18 protein-coding genes are annotated in these 21,299 nt (G+C 62.6%); 4 read left to right on the plus strand and 14 right to left on the minus strand.

From position 1 onward, the window contains the following. A partial coding sequence (gene glmS, locus DBV08_RS03675) for a glutamine--fructose-6-phosphate transaminase (isomerizing) (RefSeq protein WP_124566600.1) occupies positions 1–1,821 on the minus strand: 1,821 nt, incomplete at its 3' end. Between the two features lie 112 nt (positions 1,822–1,933). Between glmS and DBV08_RS03680 the strand changes: the two genes are divergently transcribed. Then, a complete protein-coding gene (locus tag DBV08_RS03680; RefSeq protein ID WP_095968912.1) occupies positions 1,934–2,773 on the plus strand; it encodes a chlorophyllase/cutinase-like alpha/beta fold protein in 840 nt (279 codons plus the stop codon). On the opposite strand, the gene DBV08_RS03685 is transcribed toward DBV08_RS03680, so the two are convergent. The 10 genes from DBV08_RS03685 to eccCa all read right to left on the minus strand — a co-directional run bounded on the left by DBV08_RS03685 (position 2,734) and on the right by eccCa (position 13,786). Continuing rightward, complete coding sequence (locus DBV08_RS03685) at positions 2,734–3,042, minus strand: hypothetical protein (protein WP_124566544.1); 309 nt, start codon at positions 3,040–3,042, stop codon at positions 2,734–2,736. The genes DBV08_RS03680 and DBV08_RS03685 overlap by 40 nt on opposite strands. Continuing rightward, positions 3,039–4,202: a hypothetical protein gene (locus DBV08_RS03690; protein WP_124566545.1), complete on the minus strand. Its 1,164-nt coding sequence runs from the start codon at positions 4,200–4,202 to the stop codon at positions 3,039–3,041. The genes DBV08_RS03685 and DBV08_RS03690 overlap by 4 nt, the downstream gene beginning before the upstream one ends. Further along, a complete protein-coding gene (locus DBV08_RS03695; RefSeq protein ID WP_124566546.1) occupies positions 4,199–4,504 on the minus strand; it encodes a hypothetical protein in 306 nt (101 codons plus the stop codon). Before DBV08_RS03695 ends, DBV08_RS03690 begins: the two co-directional genes overlap by 4 nt. 140 nt (positions 4,505–4,644) lie before the next feature. Next, on the minus strand, positions 4,645–5,982 hold the full coding sequence (glmM, locus tag DBV08_RS03700; RefSeq protein WP_095968909.1) for a phosphoglucosamine mutase: 1,338 nt from the start codon (positions 5,980–5,982) through the stop codon (positions 4,645–4,647). Between the two features lie 154 nt (positions 5,983–6,136). Continuing rightward, positions 6,137–6,649, minus strand: coding sequence for a 30S ribosomal protein S9 (gene rpsI / locus DBV08_RS03705; RefSeq protein WP_095968908.1), 513 nt, complete (start codon positions 6,647–6,649; stop codon positions 6,137–6,139). Further along, positions 6,646–7,089: a 50S ribosomal protein L13 gene (rplM, locus tag DBV08_RS03710; protein WP_003940842.1), complete on the minus strand. Its 444-nt coding sequence runs from the start codon at positions 7,087–7,089 to the stop codon at positions 6,646–6,648. Before rplM ends, rpsI begins: the two co-directional genes overlap by 4 nt. Before the next feature lie 288 nt (positions 7,090–7,377). Beyond that, the gene (locus DBV08_RS03715; RefSeq protein ID WP_003940975.1) at positions 7,378–7,671 is read right to left on the minus strand and encodes a WXG100 family type VII secretion target; all 294 of its coding nucleotides are present in this window, start codon (positions 7,669–7,671) and stop codon (positions 7,378–7,380) included. An 86-nt stretch (positions 7,672–7,757) separates the two neighbouring features. Continuing rightward, on the minus strand, positions 7,758–8,063 hold the full coding sequence (locus tag DBV08_RS03720; protein WP_095968907.1) for a WXG100 family type VII secretion target: 306 nt from the start codon (positions 8,061–8,063) through the stop codon (positions 7,758–7,760). A 183-nt stretch (positions 8,064–8,246) separates the two neighbouring features. Beyond that, complete coding sequence (locus DBV08_RS03725) at positions 8,247–9,689, minus strand: type VII secretion-associated protein (RefSeq protein WP_260395274.1); 1,443 nt, start codon at positions 9,687–9,689, stop codon at positions 8,247–8,249. 53 nt (positions 9,690–9,742) lie between these two features. Then, positions 9,743–13,786, minus strand: coding sequence for a type VII secretion protein EccCa (gene eccCa / locus DBV08_RS03730; protein WP_260395275.1), 4,044 nt, complete (start codon positions 13,784–13,786; stop codon positions 9,743–9,745). 197 nt (positions 13,787–13,983) lie between these two features. Here eccCa and eccD point away from each other — a divergent pair, with 197 nt between their 5' ends. After that, entirely contained in the window at positions 13,984–15,450 is a 1,467-nt protein-coding gene (gene eccD, locus DBV08_RS03735) for a type VII secretion integral membrane protein EccD (protein ID WP_124566548.1), read from the plus strand. A 14-nt stretch (positions 15,451–15,464) separates the two neighbouring features. After that, a complete protein-coding gene (gene mycP / locus DBV08_RS03740; RefSeq protein WP_124566549.1) occupies positions 15,465–16,877 on the plus strand; it encodes a type VII secretion-associated serine protease mycosin in 1,413 nt (470 codons plus the stop codon). 14 nt (positions 16,878–16,891) lie between these two features. On the opposite strand, the gene eccB is transcribed toward mycP, so the two are convergent. Next, a complete protein-coding gene (eccB, locus tag DBV08_RS03745; protein WP_124566550.1) occupies positions 16,892–18,358 on the minus strand; it encodes a type VII secretion protein EccB in 1,467 nt (488 codons plus the stop codon). A 97-nt stretch (positions 18,359–18,455) separates the two neighbouring features. Here eccB and eccE point away from each other — a divergent pair, with 97 nt between their 5' ends. Continuing rightward, the gene (gene eccE, locus DBV08_RS03750; protein WP_124566551.1) at positions 18,456–20,096 is read left to right on the plus strand and encodes a type VII secretion protein EccE; all 1,641 of its coding nucleotides are present in this window, start codon (positions 18,456–18,458) and stop codon (positions 20,094–20,096) included. 15 nt (positions 20,097–20,111) lie between these two features. On the opposite strand, the gene DBV08_RS03755 is transcribed toward eccE, so the two are convergent. Together DBV08_RS03755 and DBV08_RS03760 are read right to left on the minus strand one after the other, a co-directional pair. Further along, entirely contained in the window at positions 20,112–20,669 is a 558-nt protein-coding gene (locus DBV08_RS03755; RefSeq protein WP_124566552.1) for an NADPH-dependent FMN reductase, read from the minus strand. A 22-nt stretch (positions 20,670–20,691) separates the two neighbouring features. Then, positions 20,692–21,270: a TetR/AcrR family transcriptional regulator gene (locus tag DBV08_RS03760; RefSeq protein ID WP_124566553.1), complete on the minus strand. Its 579-nt coding sequence runs from the start codon at positions 21,268–21,270 to the stop codon at positions 20,692–20,694. Between the last annotated feature and the right edge of the window lie 29 nt (positions 21,271–21,299).

A 21,299-nucleotide genomic window follows, 5' to 3' on the forward strand; every position in this document is an offset into this window, starting at 1 on the left:
GACGTCGTAGCCGCGTGCGGCTGCAACCTCGGCCGCAAAGATCTGCAACGGAACCGTGGACAGCAACGGCTGCAGCAGGGTAGGTGACGCCGGAATCTCGATCAGGTGATCCGCGTGCGCCGCGGCGACGGTGTCGCCTTCCTCCGCGATGACGATCGTCGTCGCACCGCGCGCTTTGATCTCCTGAATGTTGGACACCAACTTCGAGTGCAGGACAGCGCGGCCCTGCGGCGACGGCATGACGATGATGACCGGAAGGTCCTCCTCGATCAAGGCGATCGGGCCGTGCTTGAGCTCACCGGCGGCAAAGCCCTCGGCGTGCATGTACGCAAGCTCCTTGAGCTTGAGCGCACCCTCGAGCGCCACCGGGTAGCCGACGTGGCGACCCAGAAACAGCACGGTCGACGCGTGCGCGAACTGGCGTGCCAACGCGCGCACCGGTTCTGCGGTCTCGAGTACCTTGCTGACCAAAGCGGGCATCGCTTCGAGGTCGGCATACTCGCGGGCAACCTCGTCCGGATATTTGGTGCCGCGCGCCTGCGCCAAAGCCAAACCGACGAGGTAGTTCGCGGTCACCTGCGCAAGGAACGCCTTGGTGGACGCGACCGCGATTTCCGGTCCTGCCCGGGTGTAGAGGACGGCGTCGGCCTCGCGAGGGATCTGCGCACCGTTGGTGTTGCAGATCGCGAGGACCCGTGCCTTCTGATCCTTGGCATGCTTGACAGCTTCGAGTGTGTCGGCCGTCTCCCCCGACTGCGAGATCGCGACGACGAGCGTCGAACGATCGAGAACCGGGTCGCGGTAACGGAATTCGCTGGCGAGTTCGACCTCGACAGGTAGACGCGTCCAATGCTCGATCGCGTACTTCGCCAACAGGCCGGAATGGTAAGCACTACCGCAGGCGACGACGAACACCTTGTCGACGTCGCGCAGCTCCTGGTCCGACAACCGCTGCTCGTCGAGGACGATCTTCCCGTTCTCGAAGTGTCCGAGGAGAGTGTCGGCAACCGCAGTCGGCTGCTCTTCGATCTCCTTGAGCATGAAGTAGTCGTGACCACCCTTTTCGGCGGCCGCGAGATCCCAGTCGATGCGGAACGGGCGTCCTTCTGCCTCGTTGCCCGCGAAGTCCGAGATCCGGTAGCTGTCGGCAGTGATCACCACTGCCTGATCCTGTCCGAGTTCAACCGCATCGCGCGTGTGCTCGATGAACGCGGCGACGTCGGAGCCGAGGAACATCTCGCCCTCACCGACACCGACGACGAGCGGCGTCGAGCGGCGGGCGGCGACGATCGTGTCCGCGTGGTCGGCGTGCGTGAAGACGAGCGTGAACGCACCTTCCAACCGGCGAACCACCGACAGGGCACTCTCGATGAAGTCGCCTGCCGTCGACCCCTGCGCGTACGCCCGGGCTACCAGGTGGACTGCCACCTCGGAATCCGTGTCGCTCTGAAGCTCGACGCCTGCAGCCTCGAGCTCCGCTCGCAGCGGGGCGAAGTTCTCGATGATTCCGTTGTGAACGACAGCCAGCTTGCCCGACGCATCACGATGCGGGTGTGCATTGCGATCCGTCGGACGCCCGTGCGTCGCCCACCGGGTATGGCCCATACCGGACGTACCGACGAAGTGATCCGCGCCGTACTCGCCGAGCTCCGCCTCGAGGTTGGCCAACTTACCGGCCTTACGCTCGATCTCGACCCCACCGGTTCCGTCGAGAATCGCGATTCCCGACGAGTCGTACCCGCGATACTCCATTCGCCGTAAAGCCTCCACCACAACGCCCAGAGCTGGGCGGTGGCCGACGTATCCCACGATTCCGCACATGGTGACTCAGGGTACTTGGACATCGGCAGTGGGCGCATTTTGCGGTTCCCGCACCTGGTTGCAGTGTCCGCTCCGCATACACGAGGCGGCTCATCGGATAACGTCTTCAACCGTGGCACCGAAACTGAAGACACTGACCCGTGAGCTGTCCAAGCGCGGCCCGCATCGAGTTCTCCGCGGCAACCTCGCCCTGGCCGGACAGCCGGGTGTCGTGTACACGCCGGAAACCGGTTTCAATCTCCCCGCCGTTGCCTTCGCGCACGGGTGGATGGTCGGGTCCCACAAGTACGAGCAGACACTCCAGCACCTCGCTTCCTGGGGAATCGTCGCAGCGGCGCCCGACAGCGAACGCGGTCCGGTCCCGTCACATCTCGGATTGGCGGCAGATCTTCGGGCCACTCTCGACATCTGCGTCGGCGTACGCCTCGGCCCCGGCCAGATCAGCGTCCAACCCGATCGGGTCGCCTTTGCCGGTCACGGCATGGGCGCGGGCGCGGCAGTGCTGGCGGCAGCTCAACGTGGGGATGTCGGTGCGGTCGCCGCGCTGTTCCCAGCCCCGACGGCACCCAAGGCGGAGAACTACGCGTCGAAGATCACAGCGCCCGGATTGATCCTCGCCGGCGAAGACGACGTCGATTCCATGACCAGCAATGCCCGCCCCCTGAGCGTGGAGTGGGGCGGACCCGTCGTGGCACGTACCGTGAACGACGGTCAGGACGCCGGACTGATCGAAGGCCGACGACTCCTCGGCGCTCTGGGTCTCGGTGGGTCCGAGCGTAAGACACAGGCCGCCACACGGTGCCTGCTCACGGGCTTCCTGTTGTTCCATCTGACCGGAGACAAGAAGTACAAGGACTTCGCTGATCCCGACGTCGAAATCCCGCACACGTCACCGTTGCTCCCGGTCGAACCTCACTCCGACGCGCGGGCCAGCCAGCTGTTGCGTAAGTAGGGGTCCGGGCTCGCCCCCGTCTTCGGCGGCGGGCTCGGCTCAGTCGGCGTCGGCTCGGACGCGGACCGCAGGTACGGGCCGACTCCGACGGAGCTGTCAGGATCGCTGTCAGCGGTGTCGTTCGCGGCAACTTCGGTATCGAATCGCAGCGACGGCGGGCTCCGACGCGCTTCCTCGGTCGCCGCGACTGCTCTGCGCTCACGGAAATCGTCGAGTTGAGCATCGAGGGTTCGCCGGATCGCTTCGAACGGCGCGTGTACGGACTTCACAGCGGACCAGCGCCGGCCAACTCGGCACCCGTCTCGTCGGCGGGGACGGCAGACGACTCCTCGGGAACTGCGACAGGCGGCTCCGCGTCTGGCTCCATCTCCGGACCCGGCGCCGGCAATACCTCAGCGGCGGAAACCTCAGTGATGGATACCTCGGTGGTGGATACCTCGGTGGTGGTTTCAACCGGCAGCTCGGGCTGAAGTACCTCCGACTGGGGCGGTTCCTGCAGCGTTTCCTGATCGGCGTCGAACACTATTCGCGGCCAACCATTTTCGTCCAACTCCACGCTGACCGACGCAGCGCTCCCGTCAGCGCCGGTGACATCGAGACTCACCCCGCGACCGTCGGGAGTAATCGAGAAGCCCCACACGTTGCCGCCGATCGAAAACGAGAACGGCGACGCCGCGGCACCGGAAGCGCTCGGCTCCGCGACCGGCAAGCTTGACGGGAACGCATCTGTCAGCCACTGCGTCGCAACGTCGAAAGCATCGCCTACTGCACTCGCGCACTGCGCACACGCCCTGTCGAATTCGTCGCGAGCGTCCAGATACACAGAACGAAAAACTGTCTCCAGCCATTGCTCCGCACCACAACCGCTGGAAGCGGCGCGGGTCAACTGCTCGATCTCCCCCACGCCCAGACCGCCGATCGTCGCCCGGTCGAGACTGGCCACCTTGAAAGCCTTGTCGGCCAGCGCCGTTCGAACAGTCCGCGCGAATTCGTCAGCCAGTGCGATCAACAGTGGCGCCGAATCTGCATCGGACCGAGCTTCTCGCCTCGCCCCGAAGACCTGATCTACGACCACATCCACTCCGGAAACATTCCACACCGCTGGAAGGTTCTCCGCCAGGACCGTCAGCATCGTGATCTCCGCGACCGAACCATCCACGGCCCCAGCCAAGTCCGACACGTCTCGCGTCAGTGCCTCCAAATCGATGCCCACTTCAGCACGATACGAATCCTCGTAGGACGTAAGCAGTCGTTCTTCGAAACCCAACTGAGTGGCCAGGTCGTGAAATCGACCGAAGAACTGCAGTCCTCTCGCACCAGCATCCAGGATCTCGTCGGGATGCATGAGCGAATCACGCAGTGCAAGAATATCTTCGACGAACCTAAAGCCGTTCGTCACGGCGTGAGGCGTCACGCTGTTGGGGGTCACGAAGCCGACCCGCCGGAGCCGCGCAACCGCTGCGCGCCCGCACGGTCCACGTCGACGACCGCCTCGGTCGAGGAGGAAAGCCTGCGCCCCAGCATCTCGAGAAAATCGGCACGCCCGACCAAGCGGGAATTCACGACCGCCAATGCCGAGGCCAACGCGACCCCGTGCTCGGCATAGTCACGGCCCGAAACAGCACCGCCGAATCGCAAATGCCTGATCGGTTCCGCAGAAGCGCGCAGATCCTGAGCCGCCGACACCGCACGGCGTGCCAATTCATCTGTTCCAGCACGGTCGACGTCCACGAGCGACCCCCAAGTTTGAGCGGAACCACTCGCACGTCGAGCGGCCTATGACTCCTTGGACGCAGCGGGGCGCATTTACGTTCCCTCGAAAACGCGAACGCGTCTACGTTTTCTCGGCAACGCGAACTCGCGATGTGGGGCTACACCGAACCGACGATCTCGGCCAACTGGTCGGCCAACTTCTGCGCGAGCGGGAGTTCGGTTGCTTCGACCATGACGCGGACCAGTTGCTCTGTCCCCGACGGACGCAGGAGCACTCGACCACCGTCACCGAGAACGCGCTCGGCGTCCGCGACTGCCGCAAGTACCGACGGCGACGCTGCCACCGTCGCCTTGTCGCCGACCTTGACGTTGATCAGCACCTGCGGGAGGGTGGTCATCGTTGCGGCCAATGCGGATGCCGACTTGCGCGTACGAGCCATGCGTCCGAGCAAACGGAGACCGGTGAGAATTCCATCGCCTGTGGTACCGAACGCCGGCAACACGACATGGCCTGACTGTTCTCCACCGAGGCTGTACCCGCCCGCACGCAGTTCTTCCAAGACATAGCGGTCACCTACGGCCGCCGTCACGACGTTGATTCCGGCCTCCCGCATCGCGATGTGCAACCCGAGATTGCTCATGACGGTCGCGACGAGAGTGTTCTCGACCAATTCGCCGGCGTCATTCATCGCGATCGCCAGAACAGCCATGATCGCGTCGCCGTCGACCACCGCTCCGGTCTCGTCGACTGCCAGGCAGCGGTCCGCGTCGCCGTCGTGTGCGAGCCCTAGATCCGCCCCGTGATCGACCACGGCTTTCTGAAGATTCTCCAGGTGCGTCGATCCGCAACCATCGTTGATGTTGAGGCCGTCGGGATCGGCGCTGATCGCGATGACGCGAGCGCCCGCTGCGGCGTAGGCAGCCGGTGCGAGCGCGGAAGCGGCGCCGTTGGCGCAGTCGACGACAACGGTGAGTCCGGCAAGCGGCTCGCTAGCCGCGCTCGCCAGATGTGCCAGGTACAACTGAGAGGCGTCGTCGACGGTACGGACTCGGCCGATCCCGGCACCGGTCGGAAGTACAGGCGCTGCAGCGCCGTCGAGCGCATCCTCGATCGCCACCTCGACGGCGTCGTCCAGCTTGTGTCCACCGGCCGCGAAGATCTTGATTCCGTTGTCCGGCATGGGATTATGCGATGCCGAAATCATGACACCGAGACTGGCGTCGAGCTTTGCCGTCAAGTAGGCAACTGCCGGAGTCGGAAGAATACCCACGTCGAGCACGTCGACGCCTGCGGAACTCAACCCGGCCGTCACCGCAGCCTGAAGCATCTCACCGCTGGCGCGAGGATCGCGGCCGATCACGGCGGTCGGACGTGCATCCGAGGTGTCGGCTGTCAGTACGCTCGCCGCGGCCACTGCCAATCTCAATGCAAGATCTGCAGTCAGATCCGAATTGGCAAGTCCACGAACACCGTCAGTACCGAACAACCGACCCATAGAACGACTCCTGAATCCTGTGAACCTCGAGAATGGAACTCGAGAATGGAATTTCTCCGAGAAACACAAGAGCGAACGTCCGGTAACGATGGACGCCCGCTCTCGTGGTGAACAGGTGCCGAAGCAGACCCGTCGGGTCAACCTCGGCAAAGCATCAGCGCTTGGAGTACTGCGATGCCTTACGGGCCTTCTTCAGGCCGTACTTCTTACGCTCGACCGCGCGGGCGTCACGCGTCAGGAAGCCTGCACGCTTGAGGGCCGGACGATCATCAGGGGTTACCTCGATGAGTGCGCGCGCGATAGCCAGACGCAGTGCGCCTGCCTGACCGGACGGGCCGCCACCGTGCAGCAGTGCAATGATGTCGAAAGACTCGGGACGCTCGACGAGCACCAGCGGAGCCTTGATCAGCTGCTGGTGAACCTTGTTGGGGAAGTAATCCTCCAACGTACGGCCGTTGAGCTTGAACTGACCGGTGCCGGGAGCCATCCGGACGCGAACGACAGCCTCCTTGCGGCGACCGACGGTCTGGACCGGGCGATCGAGGACGATCGGTGCGAGCGTAGCTGCAGCAACCTCTTCGACGACCTCGACTGCGTCAGCGGCGACAAGCTCTTCCACTGCTTCGATGTTCTCTTCGGACACGTTCTGCTCTTCCGGCGATGTCACTGTGCGACCTGCTTGATCTCGAACGGCACCGGCTGCTGCGCGGTGTGGGGGTGATTCGGGCCCGCGTAGACCTTGAGCTTGCTGCTCATTGCGCGGCCGAGCTTCGTCTTGGGGAGCATGCCGACAATGGCCTTCTCGACGAGACGATCGGGAGTCCTGTCGAGGACCTCACCGACAGTGCGGGACTTCAGGCCACCCGGGAATCCGGAGTGGTGGTAAACGTTCTTGCCCTGGAGCTTGTTGCCGCTGATGGCAACCTTCTCTGCGTTGATGATGACAACGAAGTCACCACCGTCGATGTGCGGCGCGTAGGTGGGCTTGTGCTTGCCACGCAGCAAGTTCGCTGCCTGAACGGCAAGACGGCCGAGCACCACGTCAGTGGCGTCGATGACGTGCCACGTGTGGGTCACATCTCCGGCCTTCGGGGTGTACGTAGACACAGATCTTCCTCGTCTTAATTCATTCCACTGCTGACCATGTGCGTATCGCGTAAACGATCCTCGGCGGCCAGTTGAGACCCGAGAACCGCCGGTCTCCACGCATTTCTGCCGGAGCCCTACGGCACGCCACCGATAGACGATACCGGTCTACCCGCTGCCAGGTCAAAGCGCAGCCATCGCCGTCGACAACGCCCTCCCCGGAACCAGGGGGTAAGCGATCGACATGCGCCTGCCCCGGCAACCTGACGGTACCGGGGCAGGCGGGGTGTCATCACGACATGAATGCTGTCAGCGACCGAACCCGTTTGCGGCGATCCGATCAGCTTCCTGCATCTTCTCCGAGCCGCTCGCCGTCGCTCCGGCGATCTGCGCGAGAACCATGTTCAGTTCTTCGGAAGCCTGGGCCCAGCGGCGCTGTGCGTCGTTCCACGCTTCGGAGCCTGCCCCTTCCCAGCCTGCTTGCAGCTTGTCTACGACAACCTTGATGTCGCCCTGCTTGTCGTTGATCGCTTTGGCCTGCTGTTTCATCTGGTCGGACAGCATTGCGAGGCCGCCGAAGTCGTACTTGATCCTGTCGGACATAACTGCTCCCGGTTCGGTGTGACTGGAGAGAAATTGTGAGAACTACTGGCTGAGGACTGCTTGATCGAACGGTGAAGCGCTCACGGTCAGGACATGTTCACCGTCGCGCCGCGAAGCGCGCTGACGTTGTCGTCTTCGGTCGAGTCGAAGGTTCCAGCAGCCTGTTTGATCTGCTCGCAGATGTCGGTCAGAGCAGTGTCCAACTTCAGGGCCGCGCTGTTGTATCGCTCCATGATTCCTGCGTATTCGACCTGTGCGGCGCCGTTCCACGAATTGTGCGAAGCGTCGGCCTCCGACCGAACAGCGTTGACCAGTCCCCTGATGTCACCGAGATGTCCGTCGATGGTCCCCGCCGAATCGATCAGTTCAGCGGTAGTTGCGGTAAAGCCCATGTCGTCCCCCTGGATTCGGTGAGTACCGTTCGGAATCGGCGATCACACACGACGGCTTGCCCGTCGAATGTGCACCGGGGTCCGAGCGGAACTCCCTGATGTGCGCTACACATACTTTGACGCGATCTCCGTGCCAACGGTTCCGGCCCGACCGAAGAATATTTTCAGAACCGACCGATCCGATCATGGTTTGAATTCGATTGACTGCCACATCCGCAGACAGTCCGCTTCGAGACTGTCCCACTCACCGACCAGATACTGGCAGCCGATACTCACTTGCCGACCGTTGCCGACGTACACGTGCCAACGCACCTCGGAGAAATCGTCCGGAAACTCGACGTACACCACTGCCTGTTTTCCTGCGGCATCGTCGATCACAGAAAACTCTCCGAACCGCAACGGGTCCTCGAACGCCGAAAACTGCTGACGCAAAGCAGCTTCGACGGAATCGAATCCCGCACCTTCCTCAAGACGTTTCTCGATGACCACGATCTTGCGATCCTCGCCGGAGCTGGGTATCAAATCGGTACGACCGCTCGAAGTCCCTGGTGACAGAAGCTTCCAATCGGAAGGCAACTCTGCTGCAACGCTTCCCAGGTCCACACGCCTGAGTTCCGGCGTGGCATCGGGCTCGATCGACGGAATCGAAGTCTTCGGTGCGGGCTTCCCCTGATCTTTCGACGCCTCCGCGATCTCAACTTCGTCTTCCGCCGTAGCTGCGACCGACCCTGCCGACCGAGAATCGCTTCGATCGCGAGTGAACACCACAACCGTTGCCGCGACCACAGCGACGACGGCGACCATCGCAAGCGCCGCAGCGAACCATCGACGGCCTCCGTTCCTCCCGCCGACTCGACGCGGTGAGGAGGCAGTCGAGTCCATGGAAGTAATCGACATCGCGCCATCCGAATCGCCTACCCACCCGGCGCCAAAAGCCGAATTGTCGACGATTCGACCGGAACTGTCCCGCGCGGTTGTCTGGCGAACGAGCGTCTGAGCATCCACCAGAGACGACGCCACCCGACTCTCGTCCAGAATTCGAATGCTCGCGTGGCCGTGGACATTCGTCGAGCCACGTTCGAGCGAAGCCGCAACGGCATGGGAGCGCGGCCCGACCAGCACCACGGCGTCCCGAACCGACAAGTCCCCTATTGCGGAAAACAACCCCGCAACGTCTGCGATCGCCGAACTTTGTGCCCCGTCGATTCGGAGTTCGCCGTCGACCTCACCGACAACAGAAGCGACCACCGTTCCGCCACGCAGTTCGAGGACGACGCACCGCGATCGCCAGGCTGTGTGAGCCGACCTCGCCGCCGCGACCGACGTCGGAACGAGGACGACGTCGTGCGCCACTCGCCGTGCGGCATCGAGCAATCGCCGCCTGCGTGGGGCACCCCAATCCGAGGGATGACTGAGATAGAGAATGTCTACATCGACGATTCCGCACCCGTCCATCGCCCTGGAAATCAGCCTGGCCAGCTCCAAAACCGTCGGGACAATCCGACCATCTACGTCGACATAGTCGTCGTCGACGAAATCGATCGCATTTTCACCGGTACCGGGACCCGACGCCGTTTCCCGTCTGAGGTCTGCACTGCAACAGAATTCGCGTTGACCCGATACCACCCAGATATTGGATGGACCCCAATGTAACGAGACTGACACCAAGGACGGAACGGTCACAGCGGTGGCATCCACGGAACTTGGACAAGTTGGGTTTGCGAGCGAGAAACGTAGACCCCACGACCTTCCGGCAATGTCGACGCGCGGACGGTGCCGACGAGATTTCCCTCGTCACGACTCCCGCTCATGATCAATCCGGCCGGTGCCATGTCGCGAATTCTCGCGATCACCGGCTCGTACAATGCTCTGGCCGCACCACCGGAACGGCGGGCAATCACCAGGTGCAAACCGATGTCCTTGGAATGCGGAATGTATTCGAGCAACGGCGCCACCGGATTTCCACTCGGTGTAGCCACAAGGTCGTAGTCGTCGATCAGTACATAAATCTCCGGCCCACTCCACCACGATCGTTCCCGCAATTGCTGCTGCGTTGTTTCGGCGTTCGGCATCCTCGCGGCGACTATCCGAGCCAAGTCGACCATCAACTCTCCGAAGGTCGTCGACGACGCCGAGTACCCGCCGAGGTGATTCCCTTCGACCACTCCCAGCAGGGAATGCCGATAGTCACCGATAATCAGCTTGGCCTGGGCCGGTGTGTTCGACGCGATGATCCCTTCCGCTATTGCGCGCAGAAGAGATGTCTTGCCACACGCGGTGTCGCCGAATATCAAGAAGTGCGGGTGTTCCCGGAAGTCCATGTACACCGGCGCGAGGTCGGTCTCACCGAGGCCGATCGGCACGGTGAGGCACCGACCGTCGGCCGCACTCGGTGAGGGCCACCGGGTCCCGACAGTTTCGAGAAGTTCTGCCCGCGAGTACGAATCCGGAAGCATCCGCACGGTCGGTGCCGGACGCGAATTCGACATGGCCGCAATACGTTCGACCGTCGCCGTCACACTCCCGCTGGAGTTCTCACTACCTGGCAAACCGTCGATTCGAGGTAGTCCGGTAAGAAGGTGAAGTCCGTCGCGTGTGATGCCACGACCCGGTCGACCTTCCGGCACCAGGCCGGCTTTCTGGCGACCCGCATCCGAATCTCCCGGATCGCCCAACCGAAGTTCGATACGAGTACCCAGTTGGTCCTTGAGTGCCGGCCGGATCTCGGCCCACCTCGACGTCGTGACGATCACGTGCACACCGAAGGACAATCCTTGACCGGCGAGCATGTTGATCTGAGGCTCGAGCGATTCGAAATCCGAACGAACACTGGGCCAACCATCGACGACGAGGAAGACGTCACCGTACGGGTCATCTCGGAGTCCCGCCGCCACACCTTCCCCGGTGGGATCAACTGTTCGCAGTCTTCGGAAATCGGCCATCGAGTCGATACCGAGGTCACGAAACAGCCGCTCTCGTTTCGCGACCACACCGAGTACCTCGGCAACCGTGCGCCGGACGCGGTCGGAATCCAAGCGGTTTGCCACCGATCCGACGTGCGGCAGATCCTTCAACCCGAGGAGCGTTCCACCGCCGAAGTCGAGGCAGTAGAACTGAATCTGTTCCGACGTGTGCGTCATGCTCAGAGACAGGATCAATGTGCGCAACGCCGTCGATTTTCCCGACTGCGGGCCTCCGACGATCGCAAGGTTGCCCGTCGATCCGTTGAGATCGGCGACGAGAAGATCGCGGCGCTGATCGAACGGCCTGTCGACTATGCCGAAGGGTGCGCTCAGATTTCCGCGAGGTTGATCACCGGCCGCCCACCGCGGCAGCAACTGGTCAAGCGTCGGAGATGCCTCGAGTGGCGGGAGCCACACCTCGTGCGCGCGCGGACCGTGACCGCGCATGCGGTCGACGAGGACTCCCATGAGAGTACGTGCATCATCACCAATTTCACCCATGTCGACGACATCGGGCTCGACGGGACCGACAACAGCCTCCGGCCCGATCACGGGCGTCGCGGTAAAGGGCAGCGGCGCGAGTTCGACGGGGGAATCGACCGAGAATCGAGTGGGCACTATCCGCTCGCCCTCGTACGGGCCTGACACGTATGCACCTTGGAAGCGAACGATCTCAGCAGAATCGGACTTCAGATATCCCGCACCGGGCGTGCCTGGTAGGTGATAAGCATCGGGAACACCGAGAACGGAACGAGACTCGTTCGCCGAGAAAGTTTTCAAACCGACCCGATACGAAAGATGGCTGTCGAGCCCCCGAAGCTTTCCTTCGTCGAGCCGCTGACTGGCCAACAACAAGTGGATGTGAAGTGACCTCCCCAATCGCCCGATGGCCACGAACAATTCGGCAAATTCCGGCTGTTGACTGAGCAGTTCGGAAAACTCGTCGACAACCACGAAGAGTGCAGGCAACGGATCGAGTGCAGCGCCGGCCAGCCTCGCCTTCTCGTAATCGGACACGTTTGCGAAGTTTCCCGCCGCACGCAGCAGTTCTTGTCGACGATTCATTTCGCCGGCGAGCGCGTCCTTCATACGATCGACCATCGCCAATTCCTCGGCAAGGTTGGTGATGATCGCAGCAACGTGCGGCGCCTCTTCGAGGCCGAGAAAGGTTGCACCACCTTTGAAGTCGATCAGTACGAGGTTCAGTGCGTTGGGTGAATGGGTCGCGATCAGGCCGAGCACCAAGGTTCGCAGGAACTCCGACTTGCCAGAACCGGTGGCTCCGATACACAGCCCGTGCGGACCCATACCGTTCTCGGCCGATTCCTTCAGATCCAGTTCGACGGGGTTTCCGTCTTGTCCGACACCGATCGGCACGCGGAGTCGGTCGCGCCCCTGACGTGGCAGCCAGCCGTGCTCGGGATTGAACCTCGCAACATTTCCTATCCCCAACATCTGGCTCCAAGTCCGAAGGGACCGGTCGTCGTCGGCTGCGTCCACGGCGTTCTGCGATGCCGCGCGGAACGGTGCGATGCGACGTCCGAACGACTGGGCCAGGCTCGTCGTCGCAGCGTCAGGCGTCGCAAAGTTCTCGACTCCTGCGCTGCTCACCGCGCCGATCTGCTCGCTACCGACGACCAGTCGCAGACCACGCGCCGCCGCCAAGCGCGGGCAGAACCCGCACAGGTCGAGGACGGTCACCGAGTCGAGCCCGGATTCGGACAACAGGCCGGTGTCACCTTCGAGCAAGCCACCGTCCACGACCAACACGAGATGCGGAACGCCCGCACTCGCTGGAGTGTTGCGGGCGAACCGAGCACGCATCGAAAGCGATTCACCGAGGGAACTCTCGAACTCGAGGTACGAACCGAACACCATACGTGAAGTGCCGGCGCCGTCCTGAGACTCCGGATGTTGCACGTGTGGGAGCCACTTGACCCACTCCCACTCGGATTCGGTATCGGGACCGCACACCACCGCAACTTGGACCGTGTCCGGACCGTGGAAAGTGCACAGCTGCATCAACATCGAGCGGACAAGCGCACGAGCGGAATCTCTCTGCCCCTCGATGGACATCGCAGCAAATCCGCGAAGCGAGACGGCTGTCGGCAGATCCTTGACAACCGAATGCGCACGAACGAATCGCCGAAGCGAGACAGCGGCGACGGGTTCGAGATCCTCGACCGGCCCGGTCTCCGGAGATACGAGTCTGGTGGCCAATCGCTGTGTACCCAGACCGACCCGAACGTGGCAGTAGTCCGAGTCGGTGATCTGACGTTCCCACATCCGCACAGTTCCGACCAACGTCCAGAGCAACGACGGCTCGGGGTTGCTCCATTGCAGTGCAGCACGCTGCGCACCAGACGTCGCAGCAACATCGCTGCGCATCTGATCCAGGTACCGCAGGTAGTCCTTGCGGTCCTCGTTCGCTTCGGACGCCCGTGCTCCACCGCTACGACCGCCCCCGGCGAGCATCCCGAGCATCGACACCATCATCATGACCGGAAACAGGAGAGACATCGGATTGCGCGCCATGCCGGAAGAGAACATCAGCGCCACCATGCCGATCATGGCAACCACCATGATCACCGGAAGTAGTTTGGTCAGTAGGTTTCCCGGCGTGACGCGAGGAATCTCCGGTGGGGCCTGAAGCGTCACCTCGCCGCCCGGTGTGCGCGGCGATTCACGGCGCGCTCGACGCGCAAATCTGACAGTGCTCAATTCACCCACCCCCATCGGTGCTGCAACTGTTGCCGACATGCGCCTCGTCCCGGCTACCGCCGGCCCCCCAAGGCGTACTCGCGCAATTGCAAGAGAGTAGATCACAACACCGACACTCGGGTCGGTGCCACCTGTTGTCGGCGCTGTCTCCGACACGGGCGCGCAGTTCATGTCGTATCGTTCGGGTGAACTGGGGTGACGCGACAGGGGAATCGCGTCATGGGAGGGGACAGATCTTGACCAGCACCACTACAACCAGCGCTGCACACACCGGACACGGACCACGCGCGACCCATTCTGCCGAACTGTGCAGGTTGACGGTACTTTCAGCCCATTCGCAGGTGGATCTTGCGGTGCCGCTTCGTGTTCCACTCACGGCGGTCATTCCGGGCATTGTGGACACAATTGTCAACCACAGCAATCTCAACGAGTTCGACCACAGCACCGAACAATTCGAGCCCGTCGACTGGACTCTGTCGAAAGTCGGCAGGGCGCCGCTGGCACCGATGCTGTCGCTGCACGAGCACGGAATACGCGATGGGGAATTGCTCGTACTCGAGGCCGCGGACACGGCTGCCCCGCCCCCACTCTTCGACGACATCATGTACACCGTCGCGGCCACGGATGCAGACATCTACCGGCGCTGGACTCCGATCACCGCGCGCGTCGTCGGCTCGTCCGCCGCCCTCGTCGCAGCGCTCATCGCGGCCCTCGCCCTGGTCCTCGGCGATACGGGTCTGATCGGCGCTGTCTGCGGCGGAGTCACGTCCTTGGTGCTCACCGTCACCGCCGTCGTGGCAGCGCGCGTGTACGCAGACACTGCAAGCTCCATCACACTCGGATGCACGGCGGTGCCACTGGCTTTCGTCTCCGGCGCACTTTGTGTACCCGGCACTGTCCTTTCTGCTCATCTCCTTCTCGGTTCGGCATTCGCAGCCGCGGTAACTCTGATCTGCCTCCGCTTGTGCGGTGCCGGATTAGCCGTCTTCACCACACTTCTCGTCGTCCTCCTTGCTGCGGTGAGCACCTTCGCCGTCACGACGACGCTTCCCGAGGCGCGCACCGCGACGGTCAGCAGCGCGGTGATTGCCGCGGCATTGATCGTTCTCACGTTCACTGCTCGACTGTCGATGCTGTTCGCGCGATTACCGCTTCCCCCGGTTCCGACGCCGAGTAATCCCCTCGACGACGATCGCGACGGCGTGCCCGAGCCCGAGCTACCCGGGCTGACCGAGTTGACCGACAGGGCGGGGCGGGCTCGTAGCTATCTGACCGGACTGATCGTGGCCACGTCGGTGGTCGCGCTCACTGCCGCAGTCGCACTCGGGTGGTCCTGGACCGGTCAGGGAATCGTCTGGCCGAACCTTGCTCTCGCATTGGCGACGGCCGTCGTGCTGATGTTTCGCGGGCGCACCTATGCGGGCGCACAGCAGGCGGTCCCACTCATCGCGGCAGGCATCTCGGTGATTCTCGTTCTCCTGGGCGACATGGCATGGACCCATCGCGACCATGCATTGGTCGTCTTCGCCATCACTATGACTGTTCTCCTCCTGTCACTGATTCTGGGAATCCTCGCCCCCCAGAACACATTCAGCCCCGTGATGCGGCGCGCGGCCGAACTGTTGGACCTCGCTGCGATTGCAGCAATCGTTCCGCTGATCTGCTGGGTCAGCGGGCTCTTCGCGCTCATGCGCGGTCTCTGAGCGATCGGATCTCGATGGTGATTCGACGCGCGACAAACACCTGTGCCGCATTCGTGATCGTTGCCTTCACAGTTCTCGCCGGGGCGGGTGGCGCATCGAGTGCGGTTCCTTCCCCCATCGATCCTGCAATGCTGCCGGAGGACGGTCCGCCCGCACCTCCCCACCCCACCGAACAGCGAACCCTGTGCGTCCCCGCCGTAGCGGGTGGTGACGGTGCGGATATCCCACGTTCTCAACAGGATCTGGGATTCGATTCGGTGTGGCCGATCACCCGAGGGGCAGGGCAGCGAATTGCTGTCATCGACACCGGCGTCAGCAGACATCCCCGGCTACCGGCACTCGAAGGCGGCGGTGACTATGTCGGGACCTCCGACGGCACCGATGATTGTGACTCACATGGAACAGTCGTGGCGGGTCTCATCGCCGCCCAGCAGGTCGAGGGTTCCGGATTCACCGGAGCTGCGCCTGACGCACAGATCATCTCGATCAGGCAGTCCAGTGCCGCCTTCTCGGTGACCGGCCAACGCGAAGACCCTGCTGTAGCCGAGAACTCGTCTGGCTACGGAAACGTCGACACCATGGCATCGGCGGTCCGTCACGCTGCGGACATGGGTGCAAGCGTCATCAACATCTCCGAAGTCGCCTGTAAGCCTGCCGGGGACGGGATCAACGACCAACGACTTGGCGCTGCAATCGAATACGCCACGGCCGCGAAGAACGTCGTAGTCGTCGCTGCTGCAGGTAACGTCGGATCAGGAGGGTGCAAGAACCAGAATCCACCGCCGGATCCCCTCGCTCCCCTAGCCGATCCGTGGGACTCGGTTGTGACGATTGCCAGTCCGGCTTGGTACGACGACTATGTCCTCACCGTCGGGTCGGTAGACCCCACTGGCGCCGCCAGCTCATTCAGCCTCGGAGGTCCATGGGTCGACGTGGCGGCGCCCGGCACCGGAATCACCTCGCTTCACCCGACATCGCCCGGTCTGACCAACGGGGTTTACGGCCCTGACGGCGCCGTACAGTCGTTCAACGGGACCAGTTTCGCTGCGCCCTATGTCGCGGCAACCGCCGCACTGGTCCGGTCGGTTCACCCGGAACTGACTGCGCTCGAGGTCATGCGACGTATCGAAGCCACGGCCCACGCTCCGGCGCAGGGTTGGAATCCCTACGTCGGTCACGGCGTCATCGATCCACTCGCTGCGGTAACTGGCGAATCGGCACCGGGGGAACCCGTCCAGGTCCATCATCAGTCGGTATCGATCGATCCCCTACCCACGCCGCCGACCCCCGACAACCGATCTCGCGACGCGGCACTCGTCGGAGCCGGAACGGTCGGCACCCTCGCCCTACTGACGCTGTTGGCATCGGTGCCCCTTCGTCGAGTCATTCGTCGGCATCTTCCCGAACGCCGGAACATCGATCTCTGAACCGTCAGCGCTGTTCAGTTCACCGGAGCGGCCGGCGCTGTATCGGGGGCGACTCCGTCGTGAGCTATCAGTGCGTTTTCCTTCTCGAGCGCAGGACCTGATGCAAGTAGGTCGAGCATCTGCCACGGCGCGCGATCAGGCGTTCGCGTCAATCCGAGTGCGCGAGCCGAGGTTTCGTCTGGAACTCCGTATTTCACACCGGTATCGGATACGTAGAACACTCCGTCGCGCCTGGTGCTGCTCGTCTCGATTCCGGTCGCTTGAACAAATCCGCCGAATCCCTGTTCGACATGGACGCTGTCGAGATTGTCACCCGATCCGTCCGCCTGCGCCAGGGATACCAACTTGCCCCCCTCCAGGATCGGAACCTGCAATCCAGCGACGAGTTTCAGCGTTGCAGAACTACTTTCGCCGCCCTCGACTGCAGGCGAGGGAGCCCATTGCAGACAGCCGACAGGCGCGCCGCGATCATCGACGATCTCCGGAACCGCCTGCGGCAACGAGTCGACGGTCAACTCGCTCACCGAGGGAATACGACTGATGGCATCAGGGGTGACGTTCGTGATCCCGGTGGCGCCCTGTGAATCCGAGAAGTAGATCAGTTGAGCGACTGCCGCGCCGACCTTCTGGATACCGTTCTCGAGTACCACGTAGTACTGCGGGTCCGCACCCGCCGAAACCTGGACGACGGAGCCGACAGTTTTGTTCTGCAGAGGAAACCGGGGTGCTGAGCCCAGTTCGGGAATTCGCGGAGCGTCGACGCGCGGAACTTCGGGAATCGAATTGAGGAATCCGATGCTGATCGGTCGCGCCTGTGCCCCTTCCAGCCCCAAAGCCCGCATGATCGCCGGATTGTCCACATCGATTTCCGCTCGCTTTCCGTCGTACACGAGAAAGTGATCGGCCCCCAACTTCACCAGGAATGCACGGTCATTCGTCAGATATGTCGTGTTTTCACCGACATTGGACGAGCCGACCAGGACCGAAGTCGTCAACGATTTTCTCCCGTCGGATCCGACGGAATCGCACACCGTCCACAATGCGTTGGTCGGGTCGGCCGATTCCGGCAGCGCGGACGGTGCGCCGGGAATGCCGACGAGCGCGCCCCGGGGTTTCGCCTCGACCTCGGATGCCTTGACTATTGCCGGTTTTCCTGGCGAACCCAGAATCAGTCGTGCGGATGCCAAGTTCAGCACAGGGCGAAAAGTACCCTCCATGGCGACGAACATCGCGCCCGATTCCTTTGCAACGACGATATCCGCATCGCCGATCTTGTCCTGTGGCCGAAACAGAGCAAGCACCGCGCAACCCGCCAATCCCAGTGCAGCGAGGACTATTCCGACGGCGAAGGCGCGCGACTGTGACCGCATCGGATCGTAAAGCATCCGAACGTCTCGTCTGACCAGCGCGTGTTCCATCCGCCTGACCAAGAATCGGTACCCGTTGACCTGCCAGCGAGTGGTAGGTGTCGCAGCCATCATTCCCCCCGTGCCTTACATCCCCTTGCGAAGACACAGTACAGTTTCGCCGGGGCGGAAATTTTCGGGTAGTTCGCAGGTCAGGTATCGGGGAGGAACCGTGGACCGATCGCGGTTGAGGCATTGGCCGTCGTCGCACAGGATTTCGACGCACGAATTCGTGTCGGCACAGATTCTCGGAATCGGTGCGGGCGGAATCGCGATGGCCAGTGGGCTGGATTGGCTCTGGGCGCTGGCAATCGGTTGTATGGTCGCCGGATCAATGCTGCTTCATGTGGGCGGTTGGTCGGTAATGTCCTGGATTGTCAAGTACTTTCGCTATCTGCGCCGCAAGGACGTCGGCGGCGGCACGATCGTCAGTTTTCACTCCCCCTCCGAGCAGTCGATCGGGCTCCGAGTGGAGGGATCTTCACTCGTCGCTGTCGTCGAGATCGCTCCCCCACGCGACTACCTGACCAGAATCGGGCGTCATTCGTTCGACGCTTCCCACCTTCTTCCCACGGCAGCCCTCGCCAATTGTCTTTATCAGCACGATATTTCACTCACCGGCATCGACATTGTCAGTCACGGATACCGCGCCGCATCGGGAACGCCGGCCACCGAAGTCTACGAACGTCTCATCGGACCACTACCGGCCACCGCCACCAGAAGTGTCTGGCTTGCTCTACGTTTCGACGCTTTGGAGGGTGGTGCAGCAGTCGAACGCCGAGGCGGGGGCGAACAGGGCGCGGGTCGCGCGATCGCTGTTGCCGCAAATCGTGTCATCCGGGTGCTCGATTCAACGGGATGCAAGGCGCGGATCCTGACCGCACCGGAGATCGCATCGTCCACAGTCCAGGTGACAAGAGGAGTCGCCAGCCACGAGGTCACCGAAACGTGGCGAAGTACCCCCTTGCCCGGCGTGTCCAACATCGGATACGGGATCGAACCCCGCTTCATCACAGCCGCGACCCTGACTCAGGTATGGGCAGTGGCAACGGTCGGGACGTCCGTGACAATTCGGTTGCGCCCGACCGGCGAACGCGGAACGGCGAAGGTCAGTGCGACCTGTCGCTTCACCACACGCAATCCACCTGAGAACGCACCGCTGGCCGGTTTGGTCTCGCTACGTGGGCGCCAGCGCGACGGATTGCTGACCAACTTGCCGACCGCACTGACCGCGCTGGATCCGATCACGCCGCACATCCGCATGGATGGCGGCACACTCGACTCACTCGCTCTGCCCCTGGCCGGCTGCGGCCAGCTCATCGGCTCGGACCGAAACGGGCACGGCGTCACGGCAAGAATGTCGGGACCCGGCGTCAACACCGTTTTCGTCGCGGGCGAACTCTATCTGGCTCAACAGTTGATCTTTCGAGCCATTGCGACCGGCGCACGAGTACTCGTCCACACCGATCGACCGGGTGCCTGGACCCCGCTCACCGACTCCATGGGAGTGCCTGACCGACTCCGTGTGTCCGGGCAGGGTGGAGGGTCTGAGGGAGCCTTCGACACCGTCCTGTTCGACGGCGTCGAGGGCCTACCTCCGCGTGCGGGCGTGACCGCGATCTACGTATACGGACATCCCCGCCAATGGCCTCGGATCGACCCTGAAATCTCGATAGTTCAGCCATTCGCACTCGGTGACAAGATCACGGTCGAAACCGGCCGCGCGCGCGTTGAACTGACTCTGGTGACCATTGCTTCCGAGACCTCGTTCATCGGCCGTCCACGAGCCGGCGACGCTCACCAGATGGCGTGATCGTGCCGGTTCCGATCAGCCGGGGTAGGGGTCACTCGCACGCAACGTCCGCAATCCGCTCCCCCACCAATGCAATTCACGAATCATCTTCTCGCGTGCATCGATCGCGATCGAATCGACGTCGAACGGCTGGTGTCCGAATTGCTTACGTACCCGATGAATGGTCACGCACTGACGCACCGAGACCATGTGCAGCTCCGCCACCACTTGCCTCAGCTGTTCGACGGCCCGAACACCACCTGAAATCCCGCCGTAGGACACGAAACCGATCGGCTTGGCCCGCCACTCGTGTTTCACGGAGTCGAATGCGGTCTTCAGAGCGGCCGGATACCCGTGGTTGTATTCCGAGGTCACGGCAACAACCGCGTCGGCGCGCCCGATTCGCTTGCGAAAATCCTCCGTAACAAGTGAGTCCGAGAAGTCCTGGGGCAACGACAACTCCTCGAGATCGATCACCGACACGTTCCACGACGGATTCGCGGTTGCTTCCTCGACAAACCAATCCGCCACTGCGCGTCCTATTCGCCCCTCACGGACCGAACCTACGATGACTTCGACGTTCAAAGGTGCCATGAACGTCGATGCTAGCGACTGGTCACGCAGTGATCCCATCCGTGATGAGTGCGGCCAATTCCCTATAGGCGTTGGCATCGTCCAGTCCTGTTGCCCGGTAGACCGCTCGTTGCTGGATCCGAACCATCGTCGCCGCGGCGGCATCGGCCACAAATGATGCGTGTACCTGCCGGAATGCGCCCGAATCCACGCCCTCGACGATGAGCGCTCGCACACGATCAGCAGCAATTGACGTGTTCTTCTCGTAAACCTGGCTCGCCGACGCCGATTCGGCCAGGTCTTCCATGAATTGACTGGACGCCGCGGACAAGCGATCGCCGACTGCTTCGAGATAGACCGCCACTCGACGAGTGGGTGTCGCTTCTGCGGTCACGGCACTCTCCACCGCATCGGTCGCCGCACGGAAGAAGTGAACCGTGACGGCCCGCACCAGATCCTCTTTTCCCGCTGCCACGGTGTACAAGGTGCTCTTGGAGCAATGCAATCGGGCTGCGATCTCGTCGAGCGTGAAGTGGGCGAAACCCTCACTCAAGAACAGCTCGACCATTTGGTCGAACAGTTCAGCCCTGCGTGCAGTCGTCTTGTGAGCCACCCTTGCCATACTGAAAACAGTACTGCAGTATCGTTCAC

This window comes from Rhodococcus sp. KBW08, assembly GCF_003852455.1.
GTDB classification, from domain to species: Bacteria; Actinomycetota; Actinomycetes; order Mycobacteriales; family Mycobacteriaceae; genus Rhodococcus_F; species Rhodococcus_F baikonurensis.

Coding starts and splice junctions, on each gene's coding strand:
- glmM (WP_095968909.1), bottom strand. CDS start 5,982: ATGGGTCGGTTGTTCGGTACTGACGGTGTTCGTGGACTTGCCAATTCG.
- DBV08_RS03715 (WP_003940975.1), bottom strand. CDS start 7,671: ATGTCCGACAGGATCAAGTACGACTTCGGCGGCCTCGCAATGCTGTCC.
- DBV08_RS03720 (WP_095968907.1), bottom strand. CDS start 8,063: ATGGGCTTTACCGCAACTACCGCTGAACTGATCGATTCGGCGGGGACC.
- eccCa (WP_260395275.1), bottom strand. CDS start 13,786: ATGTCGGCAACAGTTGCAGCACCGATGGGGGTGGGTGAATTGAGCACT.
- mycP (WP_124566549.1), top strand. CDS start 15,465: ATGGTGATTCGACGCGCGACAAACACCTGTGCCGCATTCGTGATCGTT.
- eccB (WP_124566550.1), bottom strand. CDS start 18,358: ATGATGGCTGCGACACCTACCACTCGCTGGCAGGTCAACGGGTACCGA.
- DBV08_RS03755 (WP_124566552.1), bottom strand. CDS start 20,669: ATGGCACCTTTGAACGTCGAAGTCATCGTAGGTTCGGTCCGTGAGGGG.
- DBV08_RS03760 (WP_124566553.1), bottom strand. CDS start 21,270: ATGGCAAGGGTGGCTCACAAGACGACTGCACGCAGGGCTGAACTGTTC.